General features: G+C 74.0%; 2 protein-coding genes. Both read right to left on the reverse strand.

Annotated elements, in window-relative coordinates:
• Nucleotides 1-16,872, reverse strand: coding sequence for an SDR family NAD(P)-dependent oxidoreductase (locus BTH_RS08560; protein WP_227739550.1), 16,872 nt, complete (start codon nucleotides 16,870-16,872; stop codon nucleotides 1-3).
• A gap of 67 nt (nucleotides 16,873-16,939) precedes the next feature.
• Nucleotides 16,940-20,404 carry an ACP S-malonyltransferase gene (gene fabD / locus BTH_RS30285; protein WP_009897636.1) on the reverse strand — a complete coding sequence of 1,155 codons (3,465 nt, stop codon included), beginning with the start codon at nucleotides 20,402-20,404 and terminating at the stop codon, nucleotides 16,940-16,942.
• Between the last annotated feature and the right edge of the window lie 10 nt (nucleotides 20,405-20,414).

Raw genomic sequence — 20,414 nt, forward strand, 5'->3', positions numbered from 1 at the left:
TCAAACCAGGTCGACGATGTCGTCGAGATCCATTTGCCCCGCGCGGAAGCGCTCGAGCAGCGCCGCGAGATCCGCGGGTGCTTTGGATGCCTCGGATGCTTCGGATGCTTCGGATGCTTCGGATGCGTCGGATGCTTCGGATGCGTCGGATGCCTCGGTTGCTTCGGACACGACAGACGCTTCAGCCACGTCGGACGCCATCGCGGCATCCGGCGCTCGCGCAGCCTCGGCGGCGCGCCGCCCGCCGTCGCGCGCGATCCGCTCGGCGACGTGATCGCGCAACGCGCCGAGCGTGCGATGCGCGAACAGCTCGCGCACGCTCAGCTGCACGCCGAGCGTCTCCTCGATGCGCGTCGCGAGATGCAGGTCGAGCATCGAATCCGCGCCGTACTCGCCGAGCGGCACCGCAAGCTCGAACGCATCGGGCGCGACGCCGAGCGCCTGCGCGAGCGCGTCGCGGATCACCGCCTCGATCCGCGCGTGCGGCGCGTCGGGGGCCGGCCGCCCGGGCCGTGCGGCCGGCGCGCCGGCGATCTCGCGCGGACACTCCCAGTGGCGCGCCCCGTCGAGCGGCGGCTGCGCGAAAACGCGCGGCGCATGCCGGCTCGACACGTCCTCCTCCAGCACGACGTGCGCGTTGACGCCGCCGAAACCGAAGCTGTTGACGCTCGCGCGGCGCGGCACCGCCGCGCCGTTCGCGTCGTCTCGCGGCGCGGGCCACGGCGCCGCCGCGCGCGCGACGACGAGCGGCGAGCCCGCGAGGTTCGCGTGCGGATTCGGCCGCTCGAAGCCGGGCACGCCCGGCAGCACGCCGTGACGCAACGCCATCAGCACCTTGCAGACCGCGAGCAGCCCCGAAGCCAGCTCGACATGACCGAAGACCGGCTTGACGCTGCCGATCCGGCACGACGCGGCGGGCGCGGCCGGCGCGGGCTCGCCCGACAACGCCGCATACGCGTCGCGAATCGCGTTCAGCTCGATCGCGTCGCCGACGGGCGAGCCCACGCCGTGCGCTTCCAGGTACGACACGGTGCGCGCGTCGATGCCCGCGTTTCGATAGGCGGCGGACATCGCCTCGCGAATGCCGGCCGCGTTCGGCGCGGTCAGCGCCGCGCCTCGGCCGCCGTGATGAACGGCCGTGCCCTTGATGCATGCGTAGACGAAGTCGCCGTCGCGCCGCGCGGCCGCGAGCGGCTTGAGCACGAGCGCGGCCGCGCCCTCGCCGCGCACGAAGCCGTCGCCCGCCGCGTCGAACGAGCGCGTGCGCCCGCTCGGGCTCAGGAAGCCGAGCTCGGCGAAACCCTCGAACTTCTCGGCCGACAGCAGCAGATTGACGGCGGCCACGACCGCCTGGTCGCACTCGCCGTCGCGCAGGCTGCGCACCGCGCGATGCAGCGCGACGAGCGACGACGAGCACGCGGTGTCCGTCATTTCGCTCGGCCCGCGCAGGTCGAGCGCGTACGAGATGCGGTTGGGCATCAGCGCGGGCGCCATCGACGTCATCGAGAACGGGTTGTCGGCGGCGTCGAGGCCGGCGCCGTATTCGTTCGCGCCCGCCGCGACGAACACGCCGGTCCGGTGCGCGGCCGCGCGCGCCGCGTCGCCCGCGTCCTGCAGCGCGCGCCACGCCTCGGTCAGCAGCAGCCGCTGCTGCGGGTCCATCCGGCGCGCCTCGCGCGGCGAGATGCCGAAGCGCGCCGCATCGAAGCGATCGATGCCGTCGAGCACGGCGGCGCGGTAATCCGCGCCCGCGTCGGCGGGATCGCGCGTGCGCAGCCACTTCGCGCCCACGTCGCGCACGCACGAGCGCTCGTCGACGATGCAGCGCCACAGCGCGTCGAGGCCGTCCGCGCCCGGGAAGCGGCAACTCGCGCCGACGATCGCGACGTCGAACGACGCCGCGTCGCGCGCGGGCGATGCGGGTGACGATGCCCGCGCGGACGAGATGGACGATGCGGACGATGCAAGCGAAGTGTCCGGCGCATCCGCGCCCGTGCGAGCGCGCGGCGCGGCGTCGAACGCGGACGATGCGGCGGCGTCGACGGCCGGCAAGCGCGCGGAGACGAAATCGGATGCGGACGACGATGCGAGCGACGATGCGGGCTCGACATCGCGCGCGCCCGCCGCTGCCGGCGCGCGCGCCGCGAGCTGCGAGCCGACGTACGCGGCGAGCGCGTCGACCGTGTTGTGCTCGAACACGGCTGTCACGTCGAGCGAGAGATCGAGCGCGCGGTTGATCGCGTCGACGAAGCCCATCCCGATGATCGAGTCGAGCCCGTAGTCGCCGAACGCGCCGTCGCCCTCGATGCTGACCGGCTCGACCTTGAGCGCCTCGCCGAGCAGGCTGCGCAGCAGCGCGGCGGTGCGCGTCGCGTCGGATGGCGCGGCGGGCGATTGCGTGGGCGCCGGCGTCAGCGCCGTCTCCGTCTCCGATACCGCCTCCAACACCGATTCCGACTCCGCTCCCGTCGCCCACGCCCACGGCTCGGCCTCGCGCGCACGCATCGCTTGCGCATCCGCCGCGTCGACGACGTCGCCCGCGTCGGCGAGCACGATCTGCTGGCCGAGATCGTGCGCATCCGCCCACGGGAACGCGACGTCGGCATACCCTTCGCTGCGCAGCGCGAACGCCCAGTGGTGCGCGTCGAGCGCGGGCGAGCCGTCGATGCGCAGCGCGGCGTCCTCGTATGCCCACCAGCCGTCGAGCAGGCCGAACGTCAGATGCGTGAAGAGCGACTTGTCGCTGATCTCGTTGACGACGAGCAGCCCGCCCGCCCGCAGCGCGTCGCGGCAATGCCGCAGGCTCGCGCGCACGTCGGCCGTCGCATGCAGCACGTTCGTCGCGACGACGATGTCGAAGCCGTGCGGCGCGATGCCCTGCGCGGCCGGCGCGCGCATCACGTCGAACAGGCCGTAGCTCATGAACGGCGCGCCCGCGCCGAAACGGGCCGCCGCGTGATCGAGAAAGCCCGGCGAGACGTCGGTGAAGCGGTAGTCGTCCACGCGCACGCCGCGCTCGCGCAGCACCGCGAGCACGCGCGCCGTCGTGCCGCCCGTGCCCGCGCCGACCTCGAGGATGCGCACGCCGCGCTCGCGGACCACGTCCGCCGCGCGCGCGGCGACGATCTCCGCGACGGCCAGGTTGAAGTAATCGGCGACGGGATGATGGCGATAGACATTCTCGACGAGCGCCATCGAGCCCTTCGGGAACATGATTTCGGTCGCCTTGCGCCGTCCTGTCACGATGTCGGCCAGATGGCGCAGCGTCGCGTCGACGAGCGCGTATTGCGCGCTTCGGCCGGCGTCGCCGTCGCACGCCGCGCCGAGCCGCGCCCACGCCCGCCACGCGTCGTCGGCCGACATCGCGGCAGCCGCGTGCGCGCCCTCGCGCAACGCGCGCAGCCAGTCGAGCGACGCGGCGAACCAGCGCGCGTGCCGCGGCGCGATGCCGAGCGCGGCGCGCAGCGCGTCGCCGCCCGCTTCGGCGGCGCGCCGCGCGCCGAGCGCGTCGAACGTCGCGTCGAGCAGCGACAGCAGCACGTCGCGCCATTCATCGCGCTGCAGCCCGCCATGCAGCCGCGCCGCCGCGGTCCGCTCGGCGTCCGGCCGCACGCGCGCGACGCTGTCGAGCGCGCGCGGGCCCGCGCCCGGCGCATGCAGCGCGACGCGGCGCGGCGTCATGAGCGGCGCGATCGCGTCGTCGCGCCGCACGTTGATGAGCGCGAGCTGGCCGACGTCGCACGCAAGCAGGCATTCGAGCGAGCGCATCGCCGCGTCCGGCTCGATCGAGCCGATGCCGAGCCGCGCCATCCGGTCGCGGTGCGCGGGCGTCGCGACGACGCCCGCATGCCCCCAGAAGCCCCAGTTCACCGTCTTCACGGCGAACGGCGCACGCGCGGCGAGATGCTGCGCGAACGCATCCTGGAACGCGCAGCCCGCCGCGTAGTTCGCCTGCCCCTGCGGGAACGAGAACGCGGCGAACGACGAGAAGAACAGCATGAAGTCGAGCGGCTCGTCCGCGAACGCTTCGGCAAGCCGCACGCTCGTGTCCAGCTTGGCCGCGAGCACGCGCCGGAAGTCGGCCTCGGTCATCGTCGCAAGCGTCGCGTCGCGCAGCGCGAGCGCCGAATGCACGACGCCGTGGATCGCGCCGTAGCGCGCCTTCACCGCGTCGCGCACCGCGCCCATCGCACCGGCGTCGCTCGCGTCGGCCTGCAGGTACAGCGGCGGCGCGCCGATCGATTCGAACGACGCGCAATCGGCGGCGATCCGCCCGTCGGCCGCGCGCCGCCCGACCCATACGACGCGTGCGTCCGCGCGGCGGATCAGATGCTCGGTCAGCACGCGGCCGAGGCCGCCCGCGCCGCCGACGATCACGTAGACGCCGCCGCGACGGAACGCGGATTCGCGCGCGGCCGGCGCGTCGACGCGCGCGAGCGCGCGCCGGTGCCAGCGGCCGAGGCGGTTGATCCGCGGGCCCTCGCCCGCCGGCCCGGCTTGCGCGACGAGCGCCGCGCCCGCGTATGCGCGAGCGCGCTCGACGTCCGCGCACAGAACGCGCCAGCGCGGCAGATCCCGGCCCAGCACGCCGGCCATGCCGTGCAGCGCCGCGTGCGCGGGATCGATCGGCTCGCCGGGATACAGCGCGACCGCCTGCTCGGTGACGATCGCGAGCGTGAGCGCGTCGTCGCGGTAGCCGTGCGCGAGCAGCGCCTTGACGATGCGAAAGAGCGCGATCGCGCCCGACTCCTGCGCGTCGATCAATGCCTGAGCCGAGCGCGCGTGCGCGCCCGGCGCGACGAACACGAGCGCGTCGAGCCGCGGCGCGTCGCCGAGGATCGCCGCGAGCCGCGCGGCGTCGGCCGCGTCGGATGCCGGCATGCGGCGCACGCTCGCGCCGCCGAACGCCGCCGCGGACAGATCGTGCACGCAGGCGTCGTCGGCGATCGCGAGCACGCTGCGCGGCGCGACGGCCCGCGCGCCGGCGTCGCGCTCGGGATCGAGGTCGCACGCGAGCCAGCGCGGCAGCAGCAGCCAGTCGTCGCCGTCGGCGGCCGCCGGCGTCGCCGCCGATGTCGATATCGCCGGCGATGTCGCCGCCGATGTCGATGTCGCCGCCGATGGCGATTCCGCGGCCGGGCCGAATGCGGCCCGCGCGTCGCCGCCGGCAACCGCTTCGTGCGGCGCACCCGCCGCCTGCGCCGCCGTCCGCCACGAAGCGGCCGCGCGCGACGCGAAGCCGCGCATCGTCACGCAGGCTTCGCCTGCGTCGTCGCACAGCACGAGATCGAGCGCGCCGTCGCCGGCGCGGCGCGCGAGCGCCCACATCGCCGGGCCGCACGCGCCGTGCACGTCGAGCCGCGCGAGCCGGTAAGGCGCTGCGAGCAGGTCGCCGTCGAGGCCGTGCAGGCCGATGAGCGACTGAAGCGCGCCGTCGAGCAGGCCAGGCCACATCACGAGGCGCGGGTCCGCCGGGCGCGCGCTGCGCAGCCGCGCAAGCGCGCGATCGCCATCCGCCCACACGCGCTCGATCGTCCGATGGCTCGGCCCGTACTGCACGCCACGCCGGGCGAACGCGCGATAGCACGCGTCGGCGTCGAAGGCGGGCGCCGCGCGAAACGCGTCGCGCATCGCATCGACGTCGATCCGCTCGCCGCCGCCGCGTGCGGCGCGCGACGGCGAGCGTCCCGTGCAGCAAAGCGCCGGCTGCGCGTGCGCGGACGTTTGCGAGATCGAGAACGCGATGCCGTCGCCGTCGCGCTCGAGCGCGATCTCGAGCGTCGCGCCGCCGTCCGGCACGATGCACGGCCGCAGCCATCGCACGTCCTCCAGCGTCGCGCCGCCGTCCGCATGCATGTCCGGCGCGGACGCTGCGAGCGCGGCGCGCGCCATTTCGAGATACGCGACGCCCGGCAGCACGCGGCGGCCGTCGACGCGATGATCGGCAAGCCAAGGCTCGCGGCCATCGAATTCGACGACGAAACGCTGGCGGCCGAATTCCGAGCGGTTCGCATCCAGCATCGGATGCAGGCCGCCGCCCGCGCGCGCCGCGCGCCGGCGCGCGTCGAGCGGCGCCGGCAGCCAGTGGCGCGTGCGCGCGAACGGATAGACCGGCAGATGCATGCGGCGCGGCGCGGGTCCGAACGGCGCGCCCGGGCCGTATGCGCGCCGCCAGTCGATCGACGCGCCGCGCACCCAGTCGTCGAGCGCCGCGCGGTGCTCGCCGCGCGCGAGCCGCGCGTCGGCGACGCCGGCGGGCGGCGCGTCGCCGCGCCGGGCGCGGCCGTTCCCGCGCAGTTGCTTCTTGCCCGGTTCGCCGCGCGCGAACGCATCGAGCGAGGCGATCAGATCGGCGATCGACGTCGCCTCGAACGCGAGCCGCTCATCCATCGCATCGCGCCCCGTCTGCAGCGTATAGGCGATTGCGTGCAGATCGGCGTCGCCCTCGCAGCCGGCCGCTAATTCGCGCAACTGCGCGGCGCGCGCGCGCAGGCCGTCCTCGTTTCTCGCCGACAGCACGATCCACGCCGGCCGCGCGCGGGCCGGCGCGGTCGATGCGGGCTCGTCGCGGCCGTCGCGCTCGTCGTCGCTGCGGTATTCGCGCACGATCACGTGCGCGTTCGCCCCGCCCGCGCCGAACGACGACACGCCCGCGACACGCTCGCCATCGCCCGGCCGCTCCCATCGCTCCAGCGCGCGCTGCACGCAAAACGGCGTGGTCTCGAACGCGATGTTCGGATTGAGCGTGTCCGCGTGCAGCGACGGCACGAGCATCCGATGCCGCATCTGCAGCAGCACCTTCGTCAGGCCCGCGATGCCCGCCGCGCTTTCCGCGTGCCCGATGTTCGACTTGACCGAGCCGATCGCGCACGGCGCGCCGCGGCGCGCGCCGGGCTCGCCGAACGCGCGCGCGAGCCCGGCGATCTCGATCGGATCGCCGAGCGTCGTGCCGGTGCCGTGCGCTTCGACATAGCTCACGTCGCCGGGCGCGACGCCCGCCTCGCCGAGCGCGGCTTCGATCACGGCCGCCTGCCACGCCGGATTCGGCACCGTGTAGCCGTTGTTCTTCCCGCCGTGATTGAGCGCCGTCGCACAAATGACACCGTGGATCGCGTCGCCGTCCGCGATCGCCGCGCGCAGCGGCTTGAGCACCGCGACGCCAACGCCCTCGGCCGGCACGTAGCCGTCGCCGCCCGCGCCGAAGCTTTCGCAGCGGCCGGCGCTCGACACGAAGCGGTTGTCGGCGAGCATCAGATACTTGTTCGGATGGACCGACACGTTCACGCCGCCCGCCAGCGCCAGCTCGCATTCGCCGCGCTGCAGGCTGCGGCACGCGAGATGGAGCGCTGTCAGCGACGACGAGCACATCGTGTCGACGGCCATGCTCGGCCCGTGCAGGTCCAGGTGATACGACACGCGATTGGCGATCGACGCGGCGCTGCCCGACAGCGCGGCCGGCCGGCCGGCCGCCGATTCCTCGATGCCGTAAAGCTGGTATTCGGAGTACATGACGCCCGCGAACACGCCGACGCGGCCCGCGCCGAGCGACGCGCGCGCGTAGCCCGCATCCTCGATCGCCTGATACGACGCCTGCAGGAAGAGCCGCTCCTGCGGGTCCATGCGCTCGGCGTCGCGCGGCGCGATGTTGAAGAACGCCGCGTCGAATTCGTCGACGCCTTCGATGAAGCCGCCCCACTTGCTGTAGGTCTTGCCCGCCACGCCCTTCTGCGGATCGAAGAAATCGCCGTGGTTCCAGCGCTCGGCGGGAATCTCCGTGATGCAGTCGCGGCCGTCGCGCAGATTGCGCCAGAACGCGTCGAGGTCGCGCGCCTGCGGATAGCGGCCGGCGAGGCCGATCACGGCGATCGCGTCCGCCGTCGCGGCCGGCGGCGCGCTCGCGGCGCGCGAGCGCGTGGCGGCCGTGGCTGCGGCAAACACGCGGCGCGGCGGCGCGAGCGGCGCAACACGCGACTGTTCCGCCTGTTCCGTCTGCGTCGCCCGCGTGGCCGCGCCCAGCGTGGCCAATGCGCCGGCCGCGCCGTGCTCGGCGCGCGCGTCGGGCGCGAACCACGCCGCGCCCGCATGCCGTCGCACGAAATAGTCGGTCAGCTCGGCGAGCGTCCGGTATTCGAAGAACAGCGTCTTCGGCAGCGCGTCGACATGCCGCCCGAGCGACTCATTGAGCGCAACGACGGTCAGCGAATCGATTCCGTATCGCTCGAACGGCGCGTCCGGCTCCAGCCGTGCGACGGGCACCTTCAGCACGTCCGCGAGCAGCGCACTCAGGCGCGCGCCGACGCGCGCGCGCAGCGCCGACGCGCCATCCGGCGAGCCCGCGCCGGCAAGCGGCGCGATCGATCGCGCCGCCTCGTCGCGCGCCGAACCTTCGGCGGCGGCCGCGTGCGCGCCGCGTTGCGGCGCTCCGGCGTCGGGCGGCGTCGCACGGGCGTCGATGCCGGCGCACTCGACGCAGGCCTCAGCGTCGGGGGCGTTGTCGGCGTCAGCGTCGGCGTCGGCGCCGATGTCGACTTCGGCGTCGCCGCCCGGCGCGCTCGCGTCGAGCGCGCGGGCGATCGCGCGCAGCGTGCGCTCGCCGCGCACGAACCCGAGGCCGACGTCGGCCCGGCCCGCGCGCTCGCCGATTTCCCGCGCGAGATGCGCGAGCGCGACGGCGTCCAGCCCGTATTCGTCGATGTCGGCGTCGACGTTGATGTCATGCGCATCGACGCCGATCAGCGACGCCGCGAGCGCGCGCAGCGCGTGCAGATCGACGCGCGCGGCGGGCATCGGCCGCGCCGCGCGCGCGCGCGGCGGCATGGCGTCCGACGTCGCGAGCCACGCGGCGATCGCCGCGCGCTCGCCGTACAGCACCGCGACGTTCGCGTCGTCGCGCGCGAGCGCCGCGCGCCACGCCGCGATGCCCTCGGCGCTCGGCAGCGGCGCGAGCCCCGTCGCCGCCGCGAGCCGCGACGCGATCGCCGCGGGCATGCGCATCCCCGCATCCGCCCACAGCGGCCACTGGATCGACAACGACGCGCCGCGCGACACGCCGCCCGCCACTCGCGCGCGGCGCTCGGTCATGTAGCCGTCGACAAACGCGTTCGCCATCGCGTAGTCGGCCTGCCCGGCGTTGCCGAACGCGCTCGCGAGCGACGAGAACGCGACGAAGAAATCGAGCGGCGCGTCGCGCGTCGCTTCGTCGAGCCACACGGCGCCCGCCACTTTCGGGCGCAGCACCGCATGCACGCGCGACGGCTCCTTCGCGACGACGAATGCGTCGTCGACGACGCCCGCCGCGTGCACGACGCCGCGCAACGCTTCGCCGTCCCGCTTCAGGCCGGCGATCCATGCGTGCACCTGCTCGCGATCGGCGACGTCGACGCGGCAGTAGCGAATCCGCGCGCGCTCGTCCGCCGTCGCGAACAGATCGGACGGCGCATGCGCCGAGCGCCCGAGCAGATACACGCGCGCCGCGCGCGTGCGGGCAACGATGTCGCGCGCGATCGCGCGGCCGATGCCGCCCGCGCCGCCGGAGATCGCATAGACGCCGTCGTCGCGCAGCGGCGGGCCGCCTGCGGGCTCGCGGCCGTCGCGATCGTCTTCGTCGGCATCGATCGCGAACGCTTCGCGGCCCGCGCCGCCGTAGCGCAGATGCCCCGTCCACGCGCGCTCGGCGAGCAGCGCCGCGGCGAGCCGCGCGCGGTCGAACGACTCCGACACGAGCACCACGTGCCCGCTCGCGAGCGGATTCTCGTCGGCCGCCGTCTTGAACAAGCCTGCAAGGCCCCAGGCCGTCGCCGAATCCGCTTCGCGGCAGACGGCCTGAAACAGCACGGGCCGGCCCGGCTTCGCGGCCAGCTCGCGGCGAACGGCGGCGAACGCCTGCGTCGCGCGCGCGGCGAACGCATCGGGCAGCGCGTGCGACGACACGTCGTCCAGCATTTCGCAGCGCACGGCGTCATGCGCGGCCAGCTCGGCCGCCAGCGCGCCGAAGTCCGGCGCGAGCAGCACGACCCGCGTCGCGGCTTCGGCCGCGCGCGGATCGGGCTCGGCCGCGCGCCAGCGCCACCCGCGCAGCGCGGCCGTCGCGCGCGCGGCGGGCGGCGCCCCCGCCAACTTGCGCCAACGCGCGGAAACCCAGCCGCGCAGGCTCGCGCAGATCGCGCCGTCGTCGTGCACGAGATCGATGTCGATCGGGCGCGTATCGACGCCGCCCGCGCCGCCGCCCGCGGGCGCCGCGACGCGTATCGCCGCCCACATCGTCCGCGCGGCGCGCGAGTACACGTGCAGCGCGCGCAGCATGAACGGCACCGCCGCGTCCTCGCGCGGCGCGCTCAGCGCCGCCGACGCCTGGAACGCCGAATCGACGATGCCCGGGTGCAGGCCGAAGCCGTCGAAATCGGCATCGGCGAGCGCGCCGAGATCGAGGCGCGCGAGCGCCGCATGCTCGCCGAGCCGCACGTGCGCGACGCCGCGATGGGACGGCCCGTAGCCGATGCCGAGCGAGGCGAAGCGCGCGTGGAGCGCCGCCCCGTCGACGCGCTCGCCCGCGCAGGCCGCACGCCATCCGTCGAGGTCGAGCGGCTCGGGGGCCGGCTCGTTCAGTTCGTCGACGACGCCCTCGCTGTGCAGCGTCAACGCCGCGCCGACCGCCGCCGCCCGATCGGCCGGCCGGCTCAAGATGCGATACGCGAACGCCGTCCCCGACGGCGTCAGCTCGACGTGCACCTCGGCGCCCGCGTCGCCCGCGACGAGCGGCGCGCGCCAGACGACGTCGCGCAACGCGACGAAGCGCGCCGCGCGCCCGCCCGCCGCCCGCACGCGCTCGAACGCCGCCCGCGCCATGTCGAGATGCGCGGCGCCGGGCAGCACGCGCTGCCCATCGATCAGATGATCGCGCAGATACGGCTCGCTGCCCGTGAGCGTCAACACGACGACGTGCGGCGCGGCCGCCGCCTCCGCGCGCTCGCGCGCGCCCGGCTCGCGCGCGTTCGCCCCGGCCGATGCGCCGCCCGCGCGCGCCGGCGCCGGATGCCAGTGGCGTTCGCACGCGAACGGATAGCCCGGCAGCCGCACGGTGCGCCCCGGCGCGGGTGCGACGACGAGCGCCGACGGCGTCGCGCCTTCGCGGTACGCGTCGCCGATCGCCTCGAGCAGACGCCGCGCTTCGTCGACGTCGCGCGCGGGCGCGTCACGCCATGCGGCATAGCGCGCGCTCAGGTGCGCCGCGTAATCGTCGAGCAGGCGCAACGCGCCCGTGCGCCGCGCGGGCGCGTTGCGCACCGCGTCGGCCGCCGCGCGCAGCGCGTCGATCGCGTCGGCCTTGCCGCGCGCGAACACGGCGCTGCGATGCTCGAAATGCTGGCGGCCGTGCAGCAACGTATGCGCGACGTCGGCCAGATCGCCGTCCGACCATGCGTCGGACGCGAGGCAATCGGCCAGGTCGCGAAGACGCTGCGCGAGCGCGTCGCCCGTCTTCGCCGATACGACGAAGAGCACGCCGCCGCGCGGCGCGTGCGGCGCCCGCGCGCGCGCCGGCTCGGCCGCCTCCACGATGACGTGCGCGTTCGTGCCGCTCATCCCGAACGCGCTGGCCCCGCCGAGCCGCCGCGCGCCGTCCGGCCACGCGCTCGCGACTGTGTTCACGCGCAGCGGGCTGTCGCCCCACGCGACGAATTCGTTGCCCTCGCGCCAGTGCGCGCTCGGCGGAATCACCGCGCGGCGCAGCGCCTCGACGAGATTGACGAGGCTCACGAGCCCCGATGCGGCAAGCGTGTGACCGACGTTCGGCTTGTTCGACGTGACCGCGCAGAAATGCCGGCGGCCGGTGGACGCGCGCAGCGCGTCGCCGAGCGCATTGAGCTCGACCGGATCGCCGAGGCGCGTGCCGGTGCCGTGCGCGACCACATAGCCCAGTTCGGCCGGGTCGATGCCCGCGGTGCGCCACGCGTCCGTCAGCAGCCGGGCCTGCGCGAGGCCGCTCGGCGCGGTCATGCCGTTCGTGCGGCCGTCGTAGTTGACGCCGCTCGCGCGAATGACGCCGTGAATCGCGTCGCCGTCGGCGAGCGCGTCGGCGAGGCGCTTGAGCGCGACGACGACGACGGCCTCGCCGGGCACGAAGCCGTCGGCGTCGCGATCGAGCGCGCGGCACACGCCGTGTTGCGACAGCATGCCGGCGCGCGCCATCTTGTCGTGCAGTTCGGCCGACAGCATCAGGTTGACGCCCGCGGCGAGCGCGATCCCGCATTCGCGCGCGTGCAGGCTGCGGATCGCGAGATGCAGCGCGACGAGGCCCGACGAGCACGCGGTGTTCACCGAGAGGTTCGGGCCCGTGAGATCGAGAAAATACGACAGCCGCGCGGCGAGCACGCCGTTGTGGTCGCTCACGATGCTGCGCGGCTCTCGCGACAGCCCGCCGTATTCGCCCGCTTCCGCGCCGACGAACATGCCGAGCGCATGGTCGGCGAGCGCGCGCGCGCCGATGCCCGCGTCCTCGAGCGCAAGCCACGCGTGCTGCAGCAGCAGGCGCTCGCGCGGGTCCATCCGCTGCGCTTCGGCGGGCGCGATGTCGAAAAAGAGCGGATCGAATTCGTCGATGCCGGGCACCGGCGCGAGCCACGCCGCCGCTTCGTCGCGCGGCGCGGCGAAGCGGTCGTGCGGATCGACGCGCCGCGCGGCGCCGCGCCCGCTCATCAGCAGCGACCAGAACGCGTCGATATCGCGCGCGTCGGGAAAGCGGCCGCTCATGCCGACGATCGCGATCGGTTCGTAGGCGGGGGGAATCGGCGCCGGGTGCGGCGCGGATGCGAACCCGGACGCGGACTCCGGCGCGATTTCGGGCGCGATTTCGGGCGCCGTGAGCGGCGGGCGCGCGTCGGCTGCGCGCTCGCCCGCGCCCGCCTCGGGCGGCCGCACGTCGATCCGGCTCGCGCGCGCGCCGTCGGCGCGGCCGGCCGCCGCGCATGCGCGGCCGGCGCTCGCGTGCGCCGCGCCGGAGCGCGCGCCCGCGACGGCCCGCGGCGCATCGTCCAGACGCGTCGCGAGGTGGCCGGCAAGCCGCTTGAGCGTCACATGGCTGAACAGCATCGCGGGCGACATGTCGATGCCGAACGCTTCGCCGACGGCGCGCGCGAAATCCATCAACCCGATCGAGTCGAAACCGAGATCGGCGAAGCTCGCCTGCTCGTCGAGCAAAGCCGCGTCGGCGCCGAGCACGCGCGCGGCGATCCCGCGCAACGCGGGCAGTCGCGCCGATCCGTGCGCGTCGCGCTCGCGCGGCGCGCTCGCATGCGCATGCGCCGGCGCGCCGGCCGCCACGATCGGCGCGGCCGCGTCGGTTGCCTCCGCCCGTTCGGTATCCCGGCTCGCGTCGCTCGCCGCATTCGGTGCAGCCGCCCCGCTCGATGCCGCGCCCGGCGATGCGTCGGCCACCGGCGCGCCGTCGATCGAGCCGAGCCACGACACGATGCGCGCCCGCTCGCCCGCGAGCACGACGGGCGCGGCGCTCGGGCTCGCGAGCAGGCGCTCGAACCACGCGAAGCCTTCGTCCGCATCCAGCATCCGCTGGCCGCTCGCCGCGAGATAGCGGTCGCGCTTGACCGGATCGTCGAATCCCATCGCGCCGTCGCGCCACAGCGGCCACGCGATCGCGACGACCCGGCGGCGGCGTCCGTGCGCGTCCACGCGGCCGTCGGCGCGCTGCGCGTAGGACATCAGCAGCCGGTTGCCGAGCGCGTACGCGCCGCAGCCGAAATCGCCGACGATGCCGGCCAGCGACGAGAACAGGCAAACGAAATCGAGCGGCAGCCCGGCCGTCAGGCGGTCGAGCACCGTCGCGGCCGCGAGCTTCGGCGCGAGCACCGCGTGCACGTCGTCGAGCGATTTGTCGGCGAGGCTCGCGCGATCCTCGCAACCGGCCGCATGGATCACGCCGTTCAGCCGCCCTTCGTGACGGCCGATATCGTCGAGCACCGCGGCCATCGCCGCCGCGTCGCAGACGTCGGCTTGCAGATAGCGCAGCGTGCCCGCGCCGGCCTCCGCGCACAGCGCCGCGACGCTCGCCTGCACGCCCGCATCGTGCGCCGATCGCCCGAGCGCGACGACCCGCGCGCCGTACCGGCGCATCAGGCGGACGGCGAACAACCGGCCGAGGCCGCCCAGGCCGCCCGTCAGCAGATAGCAGCCGCCCGTGCGCAGCGGCGCGCCGCCGGCCAAGCGCGCCGCGTTCTCCGACGCCGCGTTCGCGGCCCGCGCGAGCACCGCCACGCTGCGTTCGCCCGCCGCGTAGCGCACGGCCGCGCCGCCCGCCGCGCGCGCTTCCTGCAGGAGCGCGCTCACCCAGAGCGCCTCGGGCGTGCCGTGATCGAACAGTACCGGCGTCACCGCGAGCGCCGGGCGCCGCGGCGCGAGCACGGTGACGAGCGCCGGCCATGCGTCGGCGGCAAGGCTTTCCGACACGCCCGCCAGAAGCACGCGCCGCAGCGGGGCGCGCGTCTTCGCAAGCGCCTGGAGCAGCGTCAGCAGGCGGTCGTAAGCGCGAACGTCGATCGGCGCGCGCGCATCGCGCGCGAGATCCGCGCAATACCAGACCGAGATGGGCGCGGCCGCGCCGGAAGTATCCACGCCCGACACATCCGCGCGGGCCCGATCCGCGATGCCGTCGAGCGTGCGCACAAGCGCGTCGACCGCGCGCGCCGGCTCGCCCATCGTCGCATCCGGCTCGACGAACATGCAGGCGGGCGCCGTCGCGATCCGCGCAAGCGCGCGCTCGACTGCCGCGCGTTGCGCGGCGTCCGCAACGACGCAGACGACGACGGCGGCATCCTCCGGCCGCGCCGGCGCAGGCCGCGCGTCCGCCGCCGGCGCAAGGTGCCATCGGGGCTCGAGGACGAACACGTCGCCGTCCGCCGCTCCGGCTTCATCGACGGCCTCATCGACCGCTTCATCGACAGCCGGCCCGCGCGCCGGCCCGGCGACCGCGCGCGACGGGCGGGGACCGGTCCAGCACACGGTGCGCTCGAACGGATAGTCTGGCAACGGGACGTGCGGCGTCGGGCCGTCGGAGGGGCCCCAAGCGTCGGGCGATGCGCCGCGGACGTACCGCGATGCACGGCGGCGCGCGCGGCTCAGATCGTCCGCGCCCGCGCGCGCGCGTTCGCCGTGTTCGCCGTGTTCGCCACTGCCATCGTGATCGGCCTGCTCGTCGTGCGGCCCGGACGCGTCGACGAGATTGCCGTCGTCGTCGAGCGCGACCCGCCCCGCACGATAAACCGACGACGCCGTGTCGGCCCGCGCGCGCAGCGCCGCGAGCGCGCCGTCGACGTCGCATGCGGCCACCGCGATGCGCGACGCGAAATGCTCCCTTCGGCTCACGAGCGCCGCGCAGATGTCGGCGAACGCATGGCGCGCGCCGTCTCGCGCGAGCCATTCGACGAAGCCCGCGCGCACGCGCTCGAGCGCGGCATCGGTCTTCGCCGACAGGCACAGCACGCCCGCGCCGTCCGCCCGCCCGGCGGCGACGGCGGCGCGCGCGGCGGCCGGCGCTTCGCGCAGCACGACGTGCGCGTTGGTGCCGGCGAAGCCGAACGCGCTCACGCCCGCGATTCGCGCCGCGCTCGCGCCGTCGGCCGAAGCGCCGGCCTCCCATGGCGCAAGCGCGTCGGCGACCGCGAGGCCCGCGGCCGCGAAGCGTGCCGCGTCGACGCGGTGATTGAGCGCAGCGAAATGCGGCATCGGCGGCAGCATCCCGTGATGCAGCGCGAGCAGCGTCTTGATGACGCCCGCGATGCCCGCGGCCGATTCGAGATGCCCGATGTTCGCCTTGACGCTGCCGATCGCGCAGCGCGGCGCGAGCGCATCGCGCGGCTGCGCGCCGAACACGCGCAACAGCCCTTCCAGCTCGATCGGATCGCCCTTCGGCGTGCCGGTGCCGTGCGCCTCGACGTACGACACCTGCGCGGGCGACACGCCGGCCGCGTCGAACGCGGCGCGGATCACGCGCGCCTGCGCGTCGGCGTCGGGATACGTGAGCGAGTACGTCCGGCCGCTGTGATTGACGGCGCTGCCCGCGAGCACGCCGAAGATCCGGTCGCCGTCGTCGAGCGCGCGCGACAGCGGCTTGAGGAGCACGAGCCCGCCGCCCTCGCCGCGCACCATGCCGTCGGCCGCGTCGTCGAACGCGCGGATCGCGCCCGTCGGCGACAGCATCCGCGCGCGCGCGAATCCCAGGTAGCGCCGGGGCGTCAGCAGCAGGCTCACGCCGCCCGCGAGCGCCATTTCGCATTCGCCCCGCCGCAGCGCCTCGCGCGCGAGATGCAGCGCGTAAAGCGAGCCGGAGCACGCGGTGTCGACCGTCACGCTCGGCCCGCGCAGATCGAACCAGTACGACAGACGGTTCGACGCGACCGACGCCGCGACGCCCGACGCGTAATACGCATCGATCTCGCTCGCGTGCGCCTCGACGATTTCCTTGTAGTCGAGATTCGCGATCCCGACGAACACCCCGACATCGCGCTTCGCGACCGCCGACGGACGCAGCCCCGCATCCTCGAAGCAGTGCCACGCGAGCTCGAGCGCGAGCCGCTGCTGCGGGTCCATCTTGTCGACCTCGCGCGCGGACATCCCGAAGAACCCGAGATCGAACGCGCCGACCTCGTCGACGAAGCCGCCCCAGCGGCTGTTGCACGCGTTCGCGTCCTGCTGCGGATCGCCCCAGTACGCGCGCCAGTCCCAGCGCTCGCCGGGAATCTCGCCGATGCTCACGCGCCGCTCGCACAGGTTGTCCCAGAATTGCCGATAGTCCGACGCGCCGGGAAACCGGCACGCGATGCCGATCACGGCGATGTCGTCATGCTGCGCACGCGTGGTGTTCAATTGCTCGATCCCCATCGGAAAAATCGCTCGCCGTCGGCGCTCGATCGGTTGTCCGGGCCGCCGGCGCTCAGCGGCCCACCATCGACAGATAACGCCGGCTCAGCAGATCGGCCGCGTCCTGCAGGATGCGCGCGGCCATCTCGGCGACATGGCGGTTGCGCCAGTTCTCGAGCGCGGTGTTCCTGACCCACTGGTTGAACGCGCCGAGCGCGGGGCCGCACTGCACCTGGAAATTGACCTTGTCCGCCTCGTTGCCGGCGAGCGCCGCGCGCGTCGCGAACCCGAAATACCAGCGGAAGATCAGCGCGAGCTTCTGCTTCGGATTGCCGCGCGCGCGCTCGATCTCGTCGGCCGGGTAATAGCGCTCGCAATCGGCGTAGACCTCGGCGAGCGACTTGCCGAAGTACTTGTCTTCGAGCTGACGCCGCACCGCGTCCGGCAGGTCGTCGACGCTGTCGTACTGCTTGTAGAGCTCGTACAGGCGATTCGCGCGCGCCGGGAAGAACACGCCGCGCCGCAGCACCTGAACCTTCGCGCCCAGCTCGAACATGTCGCCCGCCGGCGCGTAGTCGGTGTCGTGCACGTTGATCTGCTGCAGCATGTCCTTCACGACGTCGCTGATGCCCGATTCGACCGTGCACTGGTTGATCGAGCCCGTCAGGATGAAGTCCGCGCCGAGCACGAACGCCGCGGCCGCCGCCTCCGGGGTGCCGATGCCGCCCGCGACACCCACCGGCACCTTGTCGCGATAGCCGCGCTCGCCCGCGATGTCCGCGCACAGCCGCCGGATCGCGGGCAGCAGCGCGGGCATCGCGCCCATGTCCGTGTGGCCGCCCGAATCGGCCTCGACGCACACGGCGTCCGCCACCGGCATCGCGCGCGCCGCGCGCGCCTGCGCGTCCGAGATCACGCCGTCGCGCACGAACCGCTCGAGGAATTTCTCCGGGATCGGCGACATGAACGCCGTCGCGACCTCCGGCCGCGACACCTTCGCGAGAATCTTGTGCGCGCTCACGGTCGCGCCGTCGCGGTCCACGCTGAGGCCCGCGAGCTTGAAGCGCGCGAGCGCCGGCGTGACGTGCATGTACGCCGCGGCCTCGACGCTCGTCACGCCTTCGCGCAGATAGAGATCGACCGTCGCTTCCTCCAGCCGCCCGCTCAGCAGGTTCATCCCGTACGGCTCGCCCGCCGGCAGCGCGCCGCGGATCGCGCGGACCGCGTCGCGGATCGCGTCGAGCGACAGGCCGCCCGTGCCGAAGTAGCCCTTCATGCCGGCCTTCGCCATCGCGACGACCATGCGCACCGATGCGATGCCGTGCACCATGCCGCCCGCGACGTACGCGTACTTCAGGCCGAAGCGGCGCTTGAACTCGGGACAGCCGAGTTGCTCGACGCGCGCGGCCGGCGCGATGCCGTTGGTCGACGTTGACGCCGGTGCCCGCGCGAATGCGGGCGCAAGTGCCGGTGCCGGTGCCGGTGCCGGTGCCGGTGCCGGTGCCGGTGCCGGTGCCGGTGCCGGTGCGGATGCGGATGCGGATGCGGATGCGGGCGGCATTGTCGACGCGGCCGTCGCCGCACGCGCCGGCGACGCGGCCGGCGGTTGCGCGTCGGCCATCCCCGTCGGCCGAGGCGGCGCCGACGCAGCGACGGCCGACGCCGCACCGGCCTGCGGCCGCGCCGCCGCGCCGCTCGCGCCGGCCTTCTGCGGCAGGATCTTGCGCAGCAGATCCGTGAGCACGGTGCCCGTGCCGATTTCGGCGAAACGCTCGACACCCTGCTCCGACAGATAGCGAATCGTATCGACCCACCTGACGGGACTCGCGATTTGCTCGACGAGGCCGCGGCGGACCTCGTCGCCGCGATACGGGCGCCCCGTGACGTTCGCGATCACCGGAATGCCCGGCGCGCCGATATCGAACGGCGCGATGAAGCGCTCGAACTCGCGCTGCGCATCGCGCATCATCCGCGAATGGAACGCGCCCGACACCGGCAGCACCACATACGCATAGCAACCGCCCTGCTCGAACCACTGCTGGGCGCGGCGAATCTCGTCGGCCGGCCCGGCGATCACGATCTGCGTCGGCGCGTTCAGATTCGCGATGTCGATCCCGCGCAGGTCCGACAACGCGAGGATCTCGGCCACCCGCGCTTCATCGAGGCCGAGCACCGCCGCCATGCCGCCGTCGCGCGCGGCGCTCATCAGTTCGCCGCGCTTCTTGACGAGCCGCAGGCCGTCCTCGAACGAGAACGCGCCCGCGGCGAACAGCGCGCTGTACTCGCCGAGGCTGTGCCCCGCGACGAACGCCGGCGCGCCGGCGTCGTCCTCGCGCCGCGCCAGATACGCAAGCGCGTTGACCACGTACATCGCCGGCTGCGTGAACTGCGTCTGCCCGAGCCGGTTGTCGGGATTCTCGATGCAGAGCGCCGCGAGGTCGTAGCCCAAGATCTCGTTTGCGAGCCGCATGCGATCGGGAAACCGCGCGAACAACGCGGCCCCCATCCCCTTGACCTGCGAGCCTTGCCCTGGAAACAGAAACGCGTGCATGGATACGCCCTCGCTGACTGGCGCGGCCGGCGCACCCGCCGGCCGCGCATTGCTTGCATGAAGATTCGAGACTCGCCCGAGCGCGCGCGCGTCGTCGCCGAACGGGCCCATCACGACGTGCAACCGGTCGTTCGGCACGCCCAGCCTGCGCGCGAAGTTCGCGAGCGTGCCGGACGGGCCGAGATCCACCCAGTGCAGCGTGTCGGGCGAGCCGGTTTGCTCGATCGCACGCGCCGCCTCCTGAAAACGCAGCGGATCGATCGCGATGCGCGTGAGAAAGCGCGCGGTCGGCGCCTCGACGATGCCGCCCGCCGTGCATGACGCCCACGGGATCGTCGGCGCGCGGCACGACAGGTTCGCTTCGCGCGCGTGCAGCCACGGCACGACGGGCGCGACGTTGCGCGAATGAAAGCCGAAGCGCACCGGCAGACGATGGAAGACGACGCCCTCGCGCGCGAGCGCCGCTTCAACCCGCACAAGATCGGCGCGATTGCCGCCGATGACGAAATGCTCCGCGTAGTTGACGCCGACGAGATCGCTGAACTCGCGCAGCGTGTCGCTGCCTCGATAAATCGAGGCCGGGCCGAGCACCGCGAGCATGAAGCCGGGCTCGCACGCGCGCGCCATCGAAGCGGCCTGATCGATGAGCCACGCGACGATCTCCTGCGCCGGTGCGACTTGCGCGAGCGCGGCCGCGACGAAATCGCCGAGGCTCGAGCCGAGCACGATGTCCGGTTGCGCGCCGCGCGCCTGCAGCGTTCTCGCGAGCGCGTACTGCACCGCGAACAGCGCCGGATGCGTGACGTGCGTGTCGTCGAACGGCTCGCCCGCGCGCGCGTCGCGGCCATACAGACGCGCGACGAGCGACGTCCCCGTCTTGTCGCGCGTCACTTCGTCGAACCGGTCGACGTGATGACGGAACGTCGGCTCGGACTCGTACAGCGCGCGCCCCATTCCGACGTACTGGCTGCCTTGCCCCGAAAACATCCAGACGATT

Origin of the sequence: Burkholderia thailandensis E264 (genome assembly GCF_000012365.1) — a bacterium.
GTDB classification, from domain to species: domain Bacteria; phylum Pseudomonadota; class Gammaproteobacteria; order Burkholderiales; family Burkholderiaceae; genus Burkholderia; species Burkholderia thailandensis.

Bases quoted from the DNA above. Each gene is read 5' to 3' on its own strand.
- fabD (WP_009897636.1), bottom strand. From the start codon at position 20,404: ATGTTTTCGGGGCAAGGCAGCCAGTACGTCGGAATGGGGCGCGCGCTG.